Below are 15,174 nucleotides of genomic sequence, written 5' to 3'. Positions count from 1 at the left end.
TAAGTGGTATTTGATAATCAATTAGAAATTCAAAGAATAGAAAAAAAAGAAGAATTAAGAAACTTAGGCATAAATCCATATCCGCATTTTCTAAAAAAAGATATGGATATAAAAGAATTTAGAGATAAATTTGAGTATATAAAAGAACTCGATGAAAAAAGAGTTAGCGATGAAGTCACAATTTCAGGACGTCTTATGCTAAAAAGAGTGGCTGGTAAATCAACATTTGCAAATATTGAAGATGAAAGTGGAAATGTTCAAATTTATTACTCTAGAGATAGTATAGGTGAAGATTTATATAAAGTTTTTAAAAAAAATCTTGAAGTTGGAGATGTAGTTTTAGTAAAAGGTTTTCCTTTTGTAACTCAAACAGGGGAATTTTCTATGCATGCTACAAACCTAACTCTAGCCTCAAAAGCAATTTCACAACTTCCTGAGAAATTTCATGGACTTGTAGATATTGAGATGCGTTACCGACAAAGATATCTTGATATGATAATGAACCCAGAAGTTAGAAACGACTTTAAAAAAAGATCAAAAATCATCTCACTAATTAGACATTTTTTTGAAGAAAAAGGCTTTATGGAGGTTGAAACTCCGATGATGCACCCAATTCCTGGTGGAGCAAATGCAAAACCATTTGTAACTTATCATAACGCACTTGATGTAAATAGATATCTTAGAATTGCACCAGAGCTTTATTTAAAACGACTAGTTGTTGGTGGAATGGAAGCTGTTTTTGAAATAAATAGAAATTTTAGAAATGAGGGAATGGACTTAACTCATAATCCGGAATTTACCTCCATTGAGTTTTACTGGGCATGGCATAATTACAACGAAGCTATGGATCTAACAGAAGAGCTTTTTAAGGTGCTATTAAAGGGACTTAATTTGCCTGAAATTTTAGAATATGATGATAAAAAGATTGATTTTTCAAAACCATTTGCAAGAGTTAAATATTTAGATGCTCTTGTTGAAATAGGCGAACTTTCAAAAGATATCATAAATGATAGAGATAAAATTTTAGAAAAATTAAAAAATGATGGCTTTGAAGCAAAAGAAAATTTGGACCTTGGACATTTACAAGCTGAGCTTTTTGACAATTATGTGGAAGAAAAATTAATAAACCCAACTTTTATAGTTGATTTTCCAATTTCAATAAGCCCACTTTCAAGAAGAAGTGATGAAAATCCAAATATTGCTGAAAGATTTGAGCTATTTATTGCAGGAAATGAACTAGCAAACGCATTTAATGAACTAAATGATCCACTTGATCAATATGAAAGATTTAAAGCACAAATTGAGGCAAAAAATGCAGGAGATGATGAAGCTCATGAAATGGATGAGGATTATGTAAAAGCTCTTGGCTATGCTATGCCACCAACTGTTGGTTGGGGACTTGGAATCGATAGACTTGCAATGCTTTTAACTAATAAAAAATCAATTAGAGATGTTATTTTATTTCCGGCTATGAGACCACTAAAAACAACACAAACCAATGAAGATAAGGAGTAAAAATGAGTTTAGAAAATTACGATAAAGAAATTTTTGATTTAACAAACAAGGAACTAAAAAGACAGTGCGATTATCTAGAAATGATCGCAAGTGAAAATTTCACCTATCCTGATGTTATGGAAGTTATGGGGTCAATTTTGACAAACAAATATGCCGAAGGATATCCGCATAAAAGATATTACGGAGGTTGCGAGTTTGTAGATGGAATCGAGGAAATTGCCATTGAAAGATGTAAAAAACTTTTTAACTGCAAATTTGCAAATGTTCAACCAAACTCAGGAAGCCAAGCAAATCAAGGTGTTTATGGGGCACTTTTAAAACCAGGTGATAGAATTTTAGGCATGGATTTAAGCCATGGTGGACACTTAACTCACGGTGCAAAGGTAAATGCTAGTGGCAAAAACTATGATAGCTTTTTTTATGGTGTTGAGCTAGATGGAAGAATAAACTATGATAAAGTATTAGAAATTGCTAAAACAGTTCAACCAAAACTTATAGTTTGTGGCGCAAGTGCATACGCAAGAGAGATAGATTTTGCAAAATTTAGAGAAATAGCTGATGCTGTTGGAGCTTACCTTTTTGCTGATGTTGCACACATCGCTGGTTTAGTTGTAGCAGGTGAGCACCCAAGTCCATTTCCACATTGCCATGTAGTTAGCTCTACAACTCACAAAACCTTAAGAGGTCCAAGAGGTGGAATTATAATGACAAATGATGAGGAAATTGCTAAAAAAATAAACTCAAGTATATTTCCTGGAATTCAAGGTGGACCTTTAATGCATGTAATTGCTGCAAAAGCAGTTGGATTTAAACACAATTTAAGCCCTGAATGGAAAGTTTATGCAAAACAAGTTAAAGCAAATGCTAAAAAACTTGGTGAGGTTTTGATAAAAAGAGGATATGATTTAGTAAGTGGTGGAACTGACAATCATCTTGTTTTGATGGATCTATCAAAAAAAGAATATAGTGGAAAAGATGCATCAGCTGCACTAGAAGATGCTGGCATAACAACAAATAAAAACACAGTTCCTGGAGAAAAAAGAAGTCCTTTTGTAACAAGTGGTGTAAGAATTGGAAGTCCAGCACTAACTGCAAGAGGTATGAAAGAAGCTGAGTTTGAGTTTATAGCAAATAAAATCGCTGATGTTTTAGATGATATAAACAATAAAGACCTTCATGCTAAAATAAAAGAAGAGGTAAAAGCATTAGCACATAAATTTATAATTTATGATAAAGCTATGTTCTAGGAGAAAAAATGAGTGATGATAGATTTAGTATAGATGACAATATTGTCTTAGACCCTAAAACTGCAAAAACAAATAATATTAAAAAAATTTTAACTGGCATTGCTATTTTAGTAGTGCTTTTTTTAATAGTTTTAATAATTATGAAATTTATAAATAGTGGAAATATGGAGGAGCCAAAACCACTTGTTATGCCAAGCGAAGAGACAATATTTAAGCCTAAAGCTAAAAAACCAAGTCAGCCAATAAGAGAAATTGATGAAGCTTCAAGCAAAAATGTGGAAACTAAAAAATTAGAGCCACAAGTTGTTGAAATTAGACCAATTAAAATAGAAGAGGCTCCAAAGAAAATCGAAAACACTATAGAAACTAAAGATGAAGTTAAACAAACTATAGCAAAAAGCAGCCCAAAGGAAGAAGTAAAACAAGAGCCAAAAGCTGAAATAGCTAAACCAAAACAAGAAGTTGTAGTTGTAACATCTAAAAAAGATACTCCAAAACAAGAGCCTAAAAAAGCTGTAAAAGAAGAAAAGGTTAAAAAAGAAGCTCCAAAACAAGAGGTTAAAAAGCAAGCTCCTAAAGCCCAAAAGCAAGAGAGCAAAGACCAAACCCCAGCGCAAAGCAATGTCGCACAGACAACTTTACAAAAAGGTAGCTATATACAGGTTTTAGCAACCGCTGACTTTAAGCCAGATGCTGATTACATAAAAAAATTAAAGAGTAAAGGATACTCATATACTCTTTATAAAACCACAGTAAAAGGCAAAGAATATATTAAAGTTTTAGTAGGACCATTTGATGAGGCAAAACTTAATAGCGAGATGCCAAATATAAGAGCGACCATAAACAAAGATGCTTTTGTCTTTAGAGTAAAATAATGAAAAAATTTGCAGTCTTTGGCGATCCAATATCTCATTCAATATCGCCAAGACTTCACAATCTCGCCATAAAAGAGCTAAATTTAGATGCCTTTTATGGCAGAGTTTGTTTAAAAGATGGAAATTTATTAAAAGAAACTTTTTTAAATTTAGATTTAAGCGGTGCAAACATAACAATTCCACATAAACAAACAGCACTTCAAATTTGCGATGAAATAGATCCTTATGCCCAAAAAATAGGCTCTTTAAATACAATAGTAAAAAATAAAAATAAGCTTTTTGGCTATAACACAGATGCACCTGGTTTTTTAAAAGCTATAAATGAATTTAAAGATGTTAAATCAGCTTTAATAATTGGAGCAGGAGGCACTGCAAAAGCCTTGGCAAATGCTTTATCAAATTTGGATTTAGAAATAGTAAATAGAAGCGATAGATCTTTAGATTTTAAAGAGTTTAATTTTTTTACTTATCAAAATTTTAAACCAAGAAAATTTGATTTAGTTATTAACTCAACCTCAGCTGGATTAAAAGATGATACTTTGCCACTTCCAGAAGAAATTTTAAAAGATTGTTTTTATAAATATGCTTTTGATGTTATATATGGTAAAAAAACACCTTTTTTAAACTTGGCTAGTAGTTTAAATATAAAATATAAAGATGGTCTTGATATGCTTATTTATCAAGCAGTTTTAGCACTAAATTTATTTTTTAATAATAAGCTTGATGAGAAAAAAATAGAGTTTTATATGAGAAAGGCTGCAAATCTAAATTAATATATTTAAATTTGCAAGCCAAAATTAAAACTTCAAGCTATTGAAGTCTTTTCATTTCCTTACATCCTGGATCATAGCCGCCAAAGCAAGCTCTTTGATAAATATCTAAAGCTTTTACTTTATCAACTGCTGATCCCTCGCCTTTTTCAAACATCTTGCCAAGTTTCATGCAAGTTGGAATATCTTGAAATCTTACGCAAGTATAATCATACGCTAAAAGTGCATTCACAAAATTGGCATTATGATAATATCCATCAGCTACTGAAATACACTGCTCTAGGCTTAGTTGATTTAGCCTATTATATAAATCGGCTGCTTGACTTGAGTTTGCAGGTGAGTTCACAACTACAACACCTTTTGGTGCTGCTGGAATCACCGCGCCACCACCATTAGATGGGGTACTTGCTACTGAAGTTTTTGGAGTAGTTTGAGAACAACCAGCCAAAATTAAAGCAGTAAATATAGCCAAACTACTTAAAATTTTATTTCTCATTTTATTATAACCTTCCTTTAATATAGTAAGTTTCCTTACCGCTAACCTTTTCTAAATTCATCTTATATTTATCTGCCCACTCAAATATCATATCTCTTACAACTTTTCTTTCTCTCTCGCTATCAGGCTCATTTTTAATTTTAAAATATGGGTTTGAATTTGACATAGCTATATAAGCACCATAAATTTTAAGTTTATTATTTAAATTGATAATATCATCAAGTTCGCTTTGATTAAAATCACATTTTGATAATATACCTCTTAACTGCTCCAAAGTAGAGTCGTTTAAAACATAACCCAAACTTACTAAAATTCCTTCTTCGTTCATACTAAATCCTTTTATTTAAAATTGTTTTTTATCAGATTGAGAGATTAAAACTCCCTCAATGATTTTTTTAATATCACCATCTAATACCGCATCAACATTTGAATAACTTAAATTTGATCTATTGTCTTTAACTTGTTGATATGGAAACAACACATAACTTCTTACTTGATGTCCCCATCCAATTTCGCTTTTATCGACATTATTATGTGCTTCATTTTGTTTTTGAAGCTCTAACTCATAAAGTCTTGATTTAAGCATTTTCATTGCGGTTGCTTTGTTTTTATGTTGGCTTCTGTCATTTTGACACTGCACAACAATGCCAGTTTCATAGTGAGTTATCCTAACTGCACTTTCTGTTTTATTTACATGCTGACCACCTGCTCCACTTGCTCTATAAACATCTATTCTTATATCTTTTTCTTCTATTTCTATATTTATATCATCATCAAGCTCAGGACTTACCATAACGCTTGTAAAGCTTGTGTGGCGTCTTCCAGCACTATCAAATGGACTTACTCTAACAAGTCTGTGGATGCCATTTTCAGCTTTTAAATATCCGTAGGCATTTTCACCTTTTACTATAAAGCTTACATCTTTTAATCCAGCCTCATCACCTTCTTGAAAGTCCAAAACATCAACTTTATAGTTTTCTCTCTCACAAAATCTCAAATACATTCTATATAACATACTTGCCCAGTCATTACTCTCTGTTCCACCAGCTCCTGGATGAATTGTTACAATTGCATTTTTAGAGTCATTTTCACTACTTAAAAGCATTGAAATTTCTAAATTTGTAATTTTTTCCTCTAGTTCATTGGCATCTTCAAAAAGACTTTCTAAAAGTTCATTATCGTTTTCATCACTTGCTAACTTAAACATATCAAACGCATCTTTAACTGCTTGTTTTGCTGATTTAAATTTAGCCAACATAGATGAAATTTGAGTTTTTTCTTTATTTATTTTTGCCGCATTTACTGCATCACTCCAAAAGCTAGGATCTGTTTGCTCTACTGCTATGTCATCAACTCTTTTTTGCAATAAATCTGGCTTTATTATAAGGCTTATATTATCAACTTTAGTTTTTAGTTTTTTTAATAATTCACCGTATTCGTAACTATCCAATGCTTTCCTTTAATTTCTGCTCTTCTAAGACTTTTTGTGCTTCTTTTGCCTTTTGGGCTAATAAATAATCATCTTCTTTTAAAATTTCTCTTTCTTTTTGATATTTATAGCCTATTTTCATGACAAAATATCCAGCAATTGCTGCAATAAATGATGCTATAAGTATAGCAAATTTTTCAGCATAATGGAATATGTTACTATCATGATAAGCAATTGAGCAGATAAATAAACTCATACTTGCGCCAATTCCTGTTAAAACACAAAGCCCAAAAAACTGCATTAAATTTGCACCAGATGGAAGTTTTGAAACTCCAAATTTTATAATAACATAAGAAAATCCATAAATTCCAAGAGGTTTTGCTATAACAAGTCCTACAATAATTCCTAAAGAAACAGGGTGAATTAAATGATTAAACGCATCTGAAGTTAGCGGTATACCAGCATTTACAAAAGCAAATAGTGGCATTACAAAATAAGTTATAAACCCACCCAATTTATTTTCAATATCTCTAAGCATAGAATATCCATGAATTGGCTTTAAAGGAATGAAAATAGCGGCTATTATCCCAGCTATTGTAGTGTGAACGCCTGATTGCAAAAACGCTGTCCAAAGCAAAAGTCCAGTTACAATATAAAAAAACTTTTTATTTACCTTAAGCAAATTTAAAATAATTAAAATTCCAACCAAAACTCCAGCCATTATAAGAGCATAATTAGAAAGCTCACTTGTATAAAAAATAGCGATTATAACAACAGCACAAATATCATCAATGATTGCTAAAAGAAGTAGAAAAATTCTTAAAGATGGTGGTACTTTTGATCCAAGTAGTAGCAACACTCCAACAGCAAAAGCAGTATCGCTAACAGTAGGTATCGCCCAGCCACGCATAGCAAAACTATCACCATAAGTAAAAGCTACAAAAGCAAGTGCAGGAACTATAACACCACCTAGTCCTCCAACCAATGGAAGCGCAACTCTATCAGGAGAACTTAACTCACCAACTAGTATCTCTCTTTTAACTTCAAGTCCAATATAAAAGAAAAAAAGCGACATTAAGCCATCATTTACCCATAAAATGATTGGCTTAACTATTTTAAAATCCTCTACCATAATTCCGGCTTTTAATCTTAAAAAATCATTATAAAATTCAGTTAAAATTGTATTTTGACAAATAAGAGCTAAAAAAGTGGCCATAATTATCAAAATTCCACCGATTGATTCGTGTTTTAAAAATCTCCCTAGTCTTTCCACTTGCACCCTTTCTTGCACTTTTACATGACAAAAATTTAATTATACATTCTATCTAAAAATCTTTAAATCTAGTATAGATTAAGAGTAATTTAGAAAATTTAAGTTATAATTGCGAATATTTTACACTAAATAGGAAAGTTTTATTATGAAAATAGCTCGCACAATTAGCGAATTAAAAGAGAATTTAAAAGAATTTAATGGAACAATTGGATATGTCCCTACAATGGGAGCTTTACATAGAGGACATCTAAGCTTAATAGAAAGTTCAAAAAAAGATAATGATTTTACAGTTGTTTCAATTTTTGTAAATCCAACACAATTTTTACCAGATGAGGACTTTGAAAAGTATCCTAAAAATCAAGAAGCCGATACAAGAATATGTGAAGTTGCGGGAGTTGATTTGCTATTTTTACCAAGCGTGGATGAAATTTATAAAAAAAGTGAAACAACTATAAAAGCAAATGAAAAATTAAACTCCATTTTAGAGGGTGCTTTTAGACCAGGACACTTTGATGGTGTTTGCAGAGTTTTAAATAAATTTTTTAATCTTATAAAACCAAATAATGCATATTTTGGAAAAAAAGATGCTCAACAAATCGCAGTTGTAAAAAATATGGTTGATTCATTTTTTTTAGATGTTAAAATAAATCCTTGTGAAATAGTTAGAGAAGCTGATGGCTTGGCACTTAGCTCAAGAAATACTTACCTAAATGAAGAGCAAAAACTAGATGCTTTAAAACTATCTAGATCTCTTTTGAAAGCTTCAAATTTAGTAAAAAAAGGTGAAACCGAATCAAAACAAATTATTGCTTCTATAAAAGAAACGCTTGAGCCATTAAAAGTTGATTATGTAGCAGTTGTGGATCAAAATTTTAACGAAATAGAAAAAATCGAACTAGGAAATACAATAATTTTAATAGCAGCATTTGTTGATAAAACAAGATTGATCGATAACATTTGGATTTAAAATGCCAAAACTTTATCTTTGCTCTTTAGGCTGTAATAAAAATTTAGTTGATAGTGAAATAATGCTTGGAAGACTGCAAAACTACGAAGTTGTAAACTCTCCAGATGACGCTGATGTTATGATAGTAAATACATGTGGATTTATAGCTTCTGCAAAAGAAGAAAGCATAAAAACAATCTTAGAATTAGCAAACTACAAAAAAGAAAACTCGGTTTTAGTAGTAACTGGATGCTTGATGCAGCGCTATAAAGATGAACTTATGCGTGAACTTCCAGAGGTTGATATTTTTAGTGGAGTTGGGGATTATGACAAAATAGATGAGATGATTTTAAAAAAACAAAATTTATTTAGTCCAAAAACTTATCTGCAAAAAAATGAAAAAAGAGTTATAACAGGCTCAAACTATCATGCTTATATTAAAATTTCAGAAGGCTGTAATCAAAAATGTAGTTTTTGTGCGATTCCAACTTTTAAGGGAAAACTAAAAAGTAGAGATTTAAAAGACATTGTCAAAGAGGTAAAAAGTCTAGTCAAGCAAGGCTTTTATGATTTTAGTTTTATCTCTCAAGATAGCTCAAGTTATTTAAGAGATTTAGGCATAAAAGATGGACTTATAAGCTTAATTAATGAAATTGAAAAAATTGATGGTGTTAAATTTGCTAGAATTTTATACCTTTATCCTGCTACAACTTCCACAAATTTAATTCAAAAAATAATTGATTCAAAAGTATTTTTAAACTATTTTGATATGCCTTTACAACATATCAGTCAAAAAATGCTAAAACTTATGAAACGCCCAAATGGCAATGAATTTAAACTTTTAGAAATGATGAGAAAAGCACCTAATTCATTTTTAAGAAGTGGGTTTATCGTGGGACATCCAGGAGAAAGCCAAGAAGATTTTGATGAGCTTTGCAATTTTTTAAAAGAGTTTAGTTTTGATAGAGTTAGTGTTTTTGCCTACTCAAAAGAAGAAGATACAGCATCGTTTGAAATGGAACAAATTCCTTCAAAAGTAGTTACAAAAAGATTAAATTTAATAGAAAAAATAACTTTAAACTCACTTAAAAATAGCCTTGAAAAAGAAGTAGGAAAAACAATATTTTGTGAAATTAATGGCATTAGCAGTGAAGGTGAAATGTTTTATGGTACAAAAAATGTAATTTGGGATAAAGATATTGATGGAGAGATTTTAATAAATGATAGTGAAGTTAAAAATCTTGAAATTGGCAAAGTCTATAAATGTCTTATAACTTCAATTGCTGGTGATAAGCTGGTTGGAGAAATTATTGCTTAACCAAAATGCTTTAAATTTATTAAAAGATAAAAGTTCGATTTTAGCATTTTCCCACGGAGTTGATAGCACAGCTTTATTTTATCTTTTGGCTAATCAAAATATTGATTTTGATTTGGCATTTGTAAACTACAACACAAGAAAAGAAAGTATTTTAGAAGAAAATGAAGCTATAAATTTGGCAAAAAAATTCAATAAAAAAATATTTGTTAAAAAAGTAAATTTAAATCTTGAAAAAAGTTCAAATTTTGAAAAAATAGCAAGAGATTTAAGATATGAGTTTTTTAATGAAATTTTTTCTAAATTTGATTATAAATTTCTAATTACAGCTCATAATTTAAATGATCTTTTTGAATGGTTTTTAATGAGAATTTCAAAAGGCGCTGGACTTTGTAATGCCCTTGGAATGAGTATTTGCGATAAAAAAGAAAATTTAAATATAATAAGACCTTTATTATATACTTCAAGAGATGAAATACTAAATTTCTTAAATGAAAATCATCTAAAATACTTTATAGATAGCTCAAATAAAAACACTAAATTTCAAAGAAATTTTATAAGAGAAAATTTTAGCAATGAGTTTGTAAAACTTTATAAAAATGGCTTAGAAAACAGCTTGAAATTTATGCAAAAAGATAAAGAAATTTTACAATATGGTTTAATATATGAAAATTTAGAGTTTTTCGTTATAAAAAACCAGCCAAACTCCATAAATTTACTAGATAAAATTTTAAAAAGATTTGGTATTGTAATGAGCCAAAAACAAAGAAATGAAGCAATAAAAGACACTGTTATAAGTGGCAAAATAACAATTTCTTATAAAGATGATAAAATCTATATAGCGCCATATAAAAAAGAAATTATGACTAAAAAATTTAAAGAAATTTGTAGAGTAAAAAAAGTCCCTAAATTAATTAGAGGCTATATTTTTACTCATCAAAATTTGCTTAAATATTTTTAAAAGTTTTCTTTTATATTTATCTTGTTTGCAAAGTCTATTATATTTTCCATGCCAACTTCTGTTTTTATGAAAATTTTAGTAAAAATATAATATCCAATCTCAGGTCCTATACTTCCGTAAATCATAATTTTTTCTATAAAATCATCATGTTTTTTATAGAATTGTTTTAAATACTTTTCAATAGCTGCGCAAAAAATTTCATCACTATTTATATCTAAATCTAAATTTTCTGAAATCATTTTTTCATAACTTTCTTCTAAAGATATCATTTTTGCATCAATTACTTTATCTTTACTAGCAACCATTACTGCAATAGTTTGATGAAATTTTATTAAAAATAGATTAACGCCATCTAGTTTGCAATTTTTATATAAGAAATAAAGCACTTTAAAAGGACTTATATATTCAAATTCATTTGCTTCTAGATTTTCTTTATATATTTGAAATTTATCTTCATCTAAAATAGCTATTATATTTTTATCTATTTTTTGTGTAAGTTTATCTTTTAGATTGTCGCTATTTTCCATAACTAAAGAGTGTTTTAAAGATCCATCTATCACGGAAACATAACTTTTTTTATCTTTTTTAGCATCTTTTAAATACTCATTTACACTTTTAAACAAGTCACCATCTTTTGGTCTTACTGTATTAAAATACTCTTTTAATATCACTTTTTGTGAGTTAAGATTTCTAAATTTAATCTTACATGAACCATCGTCAAAAAAAACCGTATAAAAATTTCTTAAATTTCGTTTTAAAAAAGCCATTATGATTTCCTTTTATGTAATTATTTACAATTTTATCAAATTTTTAATAAAATAAACTGAAAATTTGAATTTTGTGTTTTTTTCATAACAATTTACTTAACACAAATTTAATATTTCTGTGATAAAATTAACTTTATTATTTTTTTCTTAGGAGTATACAAATGGAAAGAAGAAATTTCTTAAAAGCAACTGGATTAGTTTTTTTAGCAGGAAGTATTGGTTTTAGTCCAAATCTTTTTGCAAAAATGGATATGAGTGAGGTTGATTTTAGAGAGGTAAAACCCGAGGAAGCCATTCTTTTACAAGATGGAGATGGTAAAGAGTTTTGCATAGTTTGTGGTATGAGTTTAATTAAGTTTTATAAAACTTCTCACGCAAGTGATTATGATGTAAATGGCAAAGATGAGACTCATCAATACTGCTCAATTCACTGCATGTTTGAAGAGGCAATGAGCGAAAAAGTGGAAATTAAAAATCCAAAAGTAGTTGATGCTAAAACTTTAAAATTTATAGATTCAAAAAATGCTTTTTATGTTTATGGCTCAAATAAACCAGCCACAATGGCAACTGTAAGTTCATACGCATTTGAAAATGAAGATGATGCAAAAGAGTTTAAAAACAACTTTGGTGGAGAAATTTTAAGCTTTGGCGAAATTTCAAAAAAAGTTGAAGAAAGTTTGGCTGATGATATAGCCTTAATCGACAAAAGACAAAAAATGGCAGCATTAAAAGGTGAAGAAATCTACAAAGCAAGTTGTGCAGATATAAAAGAAACATTTAGCACATCAGGAAGAGCAAAAGCTTATCTAATTAAGCATAAACCTTGCGGCGATTTGAATCCAAAAGAACTTTCCCAAGTTGCACATTATCTAAAAAGAAGATAATTTTAGGGCAATTTTGCCCTAAAATTTTATTTTTTAAACTCCATCAGTTTATAATCATCTTCTTTTAAGTCTTTTTTGGCTTTTTCCTCATCCATTTGAACAAAATTAAGACATTAGCAAAAAATCTATTTTTACATATCACCCAACAAAAAACCAATACATATAAATAAGTGCTTAATTGTATATTTAAAATATTTTTCTTTTTTTAAAATTTTACTTTAAAAGTTTTAAAATCTGTTTTGAAATTTTAGTTAAATTTGCTTTTGCAATCTCTTTTTTCATAGCATCTTCAAGGCTAATTGGTGAGTTTAAAATACAAAACGCTCCATTAAAAAGCTCATCATCAAAACTCTCATCAACCGCACCACCTAAAGCCACTACTTTTTTGGAATACTTTTTGGCTAGTTTTGCCACCTCGCTAGGAACTTTTCCCATAGAACTTTGAACATCTAGTTTTCCCTCGCCAGTTATAATCAAATCAGCATTTTTTATCTTTTCTTCTAAATTAATAATTTTTGAAATTATTTCAAATCCTCTTAAAAGTTTAGCATTTAAAAAACTCATAAATCCAAACCCAAGCCCACCAGCTGCCCCACTTCCAGCAATATTAGAATTATCAATGCCTGTAAATTTATGAACTACTTTACTAAAATTTATAAGTCCTAAGTCAAGTTTTTTTATCATTTCATTACTAGCGCCTTTTTGTGCAGCATATACATAAGCGGCTCCATTCTTGCCATATAGGGGATTATTTACATCGCAAGCTATTTTAAATTTGCACTCTTTTAATTCTTTTAAGATGTTTTTATCTGAAATTTTAGAAATTTTTATCAAATTTTGACCATTTGCTTTTATTAAATTATCATTTTCATCAAAAAAGCTAAACCCCAAAGCTTCAAGCATTCCAGTTCCTGCATCATTTGTTGCGCTTCCACCAATTCCTATGATAAAATTTCTTCTACCTTTTAAAATAGCATCTTTTATCATAATTCCAAGTCCATAAGTCGAAGTAAGATATGGATTTTGCTCATCTTTTTTTAATAAATTTAATCCAGAACTTTGAGACATTTCTAAAATTGCTAAATCATCTTTATAAGCATATTTTGCCTTTATTTGTCTAAAAAGCGGATCAAAAGTTAAAATTTCATCAAAATTTGCTCCAAGAAAATTTGCAATAGTATCTAAACTACCCTCACCTCCATCAGCAATTCCAATCACATCAACCTCATCACAAAGGCTAGAAATACCATTTTTTACAGCATTTCCAGCCTCAATAGAAGTTAAACTACCCTTAAAAGAGTCAATTGCCACTAAAACTTTCATAGCAATATTACAGACAATATAAACACGCTTATTATGCCTACAACTGAGATTACAAGCGTCATTAATGTTTGAGTTTTATAGCCAAGTTCAGCTGATAATCCACTAAAATTTGTTACAACCCAAAAATAACTATCATTTGCATGAGATACGCACATAGCACCGCAACCTATCGCCATAACACAAAGTGCTGCAGCAAGTGAAGTATTGAGTCCCAAAACTGCCATTAAAGAGTTTGGATCTGCATAAGCTCCCAAAATAGAAGCGGTTGTTACAATGGCAACTGTTGATGAGCCTTGAGCTGTTTTTAAAACAGCTGCAATAATAAATGGGAAAAATATGCCAACACTTGAAACAACACTAGCATTTTCTTTCATAAAACTCACAAAACCCGCCTCAGTTATAACTTTACCTAAAACACCACCCGCAGCAGTTATAAAAATAATTGGACCAACAACTTTTAATGAACTTTCACAAAGCTCATAAAACTCACCCAATTTATTTGAACTATAAAGCTGATAAATTCCAAATAACACACCGATACTTAAAGCAATAATTGGAGCTCCTAAAAATGTGCATAAATTTCCAAAAAAACCACCAAATTTTAAAATAGAGCTGATTGAGCCAAGTGCCATAAAAATAATTGGAGCTAAAATTGGCATAATGGCATTAAAACCAGACGGAAGAGTTCCAAACTCAGCCTTTAACTCATCATAAGTTTTAAAAATTTCATCTTTTTCATTTTTAGAAATCTCTTTTTTATCCATAAATTTAGAGATAAAACACAAAGATATTAAAATTGGGATACTTATAATAACGCCAAGCATAATCACTAAAAAAAGATTTTCTCCAACGCCCAAAGCTCCAGCAGCTGCAATTGGTCCTGGGGTTGGTGGGATTAAATTATGTGATATAAAAAGTCCTCCACTTAGTGAGACTGCCATTGCCATAGGATTTGCTGATGATATTTTTTGGGCAAGAGCTTTTCTAATTGGATTTAAGACAACATATCCACTATCGCAAAATACCGGAATTCCTACAACCCAACCCATTACCATCATTGCTAAATTTGGTCTTTTTTCACCAACAGCACTTACAACCATATCTGCTAGCTTAAGCGCGGCTCCAGTTTTTTCCAAAATGGCTCCAATTAATGCACCTAAAATAATAACTATTCCAATATTTTTAAAAATGGAGCTAAAACCTTCTCCAATAATTGTAGGAATTTTTACAAGCGGAATTCCTACCACAATTGCCAAAAGCAAAGAAACACTCATTAAAGACAAAAATGCATGAATTTTTAGTTTTGCTATCATATAAATAACTAAAATAATGGCTATAACTAAAGCCACAATAAGCCAAATTCCACTCATAAT

15 protein-coding genes are annotated in these 15,174 nt (G+C 30.0%); 8 read left to right on the top strand and 7 right to left on the bottom strand.

Translation table 11 applies throughout. From position 1 onward, the window contains the following. The first annotated feature begins 3 nt into the window (after positions 1–3). Genes lysS through HMPREF9309_RS03540 form a run of 4 tightly spaced genes read left to right on the top strand, consistent with a single transcriptional unit; the run spans position 4 to position 4,410 of the window. Positions 4–1,515 carry a lysine--tRNA ligase gene (lysS, locus tag HMPREF9309_RS03555; protein WP_016646554.1) on the top strand — a complete coding sequence of 504 codons (1,512 nt, stop codon included), beginning with the start codon at positions 4–6 and terminating at the stop codon, positions 1,513–1,515. Between the two features lie 2 nt (positions 1,516–1,517). Beyond that, a complete protein-coding gene (locus tag HMPREF9309_RS03550) occupies positions 1,518–2,762 on the top strand; it encodes a serine hydroxymethyltransferase (RefSeq protein ID WP_016646553.1) in 1,245 nt (414 codons plus the stop codon). Between the two features lie 8 nt (positions 2,763–2,770). Then, on the top strand, positions 2,771–3,637 hold the full coding sequence (locus HMPREF9309_RS03545; protein ID WP_016646552.1) for an SPOR domain-containing protein: 867 nt from the start codon (positions 2,771–2,773) through the stop codon (positions 3,635–3,637). Continuing rightward, positions 3,637–4,410 (top strand): shikimate dehydrogenase, encoded by a 774-nt coding sequence (locus HMPREF9309_RS03540; protein ID WP_016646551.1) that lies wholly within the window; start codon positions 3,637–3,639, stop codon positions 4,408–4,410. The genes HMPREF9309_RS03545 and HMPREF9309_RS03540 overlap by 1 nt, the downstream gene beginning before the upstream one ends. Before the next feature lie 37 nt (positions 4,411–4,447). Here HMPREF9309_RS03540 and HMPREF9309_RS03535 read toward each other — a convergent pair whose 3' ends face one another. From HMPREF9309_RS03535 to nhaA, 4 genes are read right to left on the bottom strand one after another with little or no spacing between them, the layout of a single operon-like run. After that, a complete protein-coding gene (locus HMPREF9309_RS03535) occupies positions 4,448–4,903 on the bottom strand; it encodes an SEL1-like repeat protein (RefSeq protein ID WP_016646550.1) in 456 nt (151 codons plus the stop codon). Between the two features lie 4 nt (positions 4,904–4,907). Next, the gene (locus HMPREF9309_RS03530; protein ID WP_016646549.1) at positions 4,908–5,231 is read right to left on the bottom strand and encodes a hypothetical protein; all 324 of its coding nucleotides are present in this window, start codon (positions 5,229–5,231) and stop codon (positions 4,908–4,910) included. 15 nt (positions 5,232–5,246) lie between these two features. Beyond that, entirely contained in the window at positions 5,247–6,353 is a 1,107-nt protein-coding gene (gene prfB / locus HMPREF9309_RS03525; protein WP_016646548.1) for a peptide chain release factor 2, read from the bottom strand. Then, positions 6,346–7,605 (bottom strand): Na+/H+ antiporter NhaA, encoded by a 1,260-nt coding sequence (gene nhaA, locus HMPREF9309_RS03520; RefSeq protein ID WP_016646547.1) that lies wholly within the window; start codon positions 7,603–7,605, stop codon positions 6,346–6,348. The genes prfB and nhaA overlap by 8 nt, the downstream gene beginning before the upstream one ends. Positions 7,606–7,750: 145 nt before the next feature. On the opposite strand from nhaA, the gene panC reads away from it, so the two are divergent. From panC to tilS, 3 genes are read left to right on the top strand one after another with little or no spacing between them, the layout of a single operon-like run. Next, a complete protein-coding gene (gene panC, locus HMPREF9309_RS03515) occupies positions 7,751–8,572 on the top strand; it encodes a pantoate--beta-alanine ligase (protein ID WP_016646546.1) in 822 nt (273 codons plus the stop codon). Position 8,573: 1 nt separating this feature from the next. After that, the gene (gene rimO / locus HMPREF9309_RS03510) at positions 8,574–9,869 is read left to right on the top strand and encodes a 30S ribosomal protein S12 methylthiotransferase RimO (protein ID WP_016646545.1); all 1,296 of its coding nucleotides are present in this window, start codon (positions 8,574–8,576) and stop codon (positions 9,867–9,869) included. After that, a complete protein-coding gene (tilS, locus tag HMPREF9309_RS03505) occupies positions 9,862–10,827 on the top strand; it encodes a tRNA lysidine(34) synthetase TilS (RefSeq protein WP_016646544.1) in 966 nt (321 codons plus the stop codon). Before rimO ends, tilS begins: the two co-directional genes overlap by 8 nt. Here the strand turns inward: tilS and HMPREF9309_RS03500 are convergent. After that, a complete protein-coding gene (locus HMPREF9309_RS03500; protein ID WP_016646543.1) occupies positions 10,824–11,594 on the bottom strand; it encodes a hypothetical protein in 771 nt (256 codons plus the stop codon). The two genes, tilS and HMPREF9309_RS03500, sit on opposite strands and share 4 nt — an antisense overlap. Positions 11,595–11,755: 161 nt before the next feature. On the opposite strand from HMPREF9309_RS03500, the gene HMPREF9309_RS03495 reads away from it, so the two are divergent. Continuing rightward, positions 11,756–12,478, top strand: a complete 723-nt coding sequence (locus tag HMPREF9309_RS03495) for a nitrous oxide reductase accessory protein NosL (RefSeq protein WP_016646542.1) — start codon at positions 11,756–11,758, stop codon at positions 12,476–12,478. A 213-nt stretch (positions 12,479–12,691) separates the two neighbouring features. Here HMPREF9309_RS03495 and HMPREF9309_RS03490 read toward each other — a convergent pair whose 3' ends face one another. Continuing rightward, entirely contained in the window at positions 12,692–13,801 is a 1,110-nt protein-coding gene (locus HMPREF9309_RS03490; RefSeq protein WP_016646541.1) for a glycerate kinase, read from the bottom strand. Continuing rightward, a complete protein-coding gene (locus HMPREF9309_RS03485) occupies positions 13,798–15,171 on the bottom strand; it encodes a GntP family permease (protein ID WP_016646540.1) in 1,374 nt (457 codons plus the stop codon). The genes HMPREF9309_RS03490 and HMPREF9309_RS03485 overlap by 4 nt, the downstream gene beginning before the upstream one ends. Positions 15,172–15,174 lie beyond the last annotated feature (3 nt).

The organism is Campylobacter ureolyticus ACS-301-V-Sch3b (genome assembly GCF_000413435.1).
In the GTDB taxonomy this organism is placed as follows: domain Bacteria; phylum Campylobacterota; class Campylobacteria; order Campylobacterales; family Campylobacteraceae; genus Campylobacter_B; species Campylobacter_B ureolyticus_A.
This window is presented reverse-complemented; position numbering and strand designations above follow the sequence as displayed.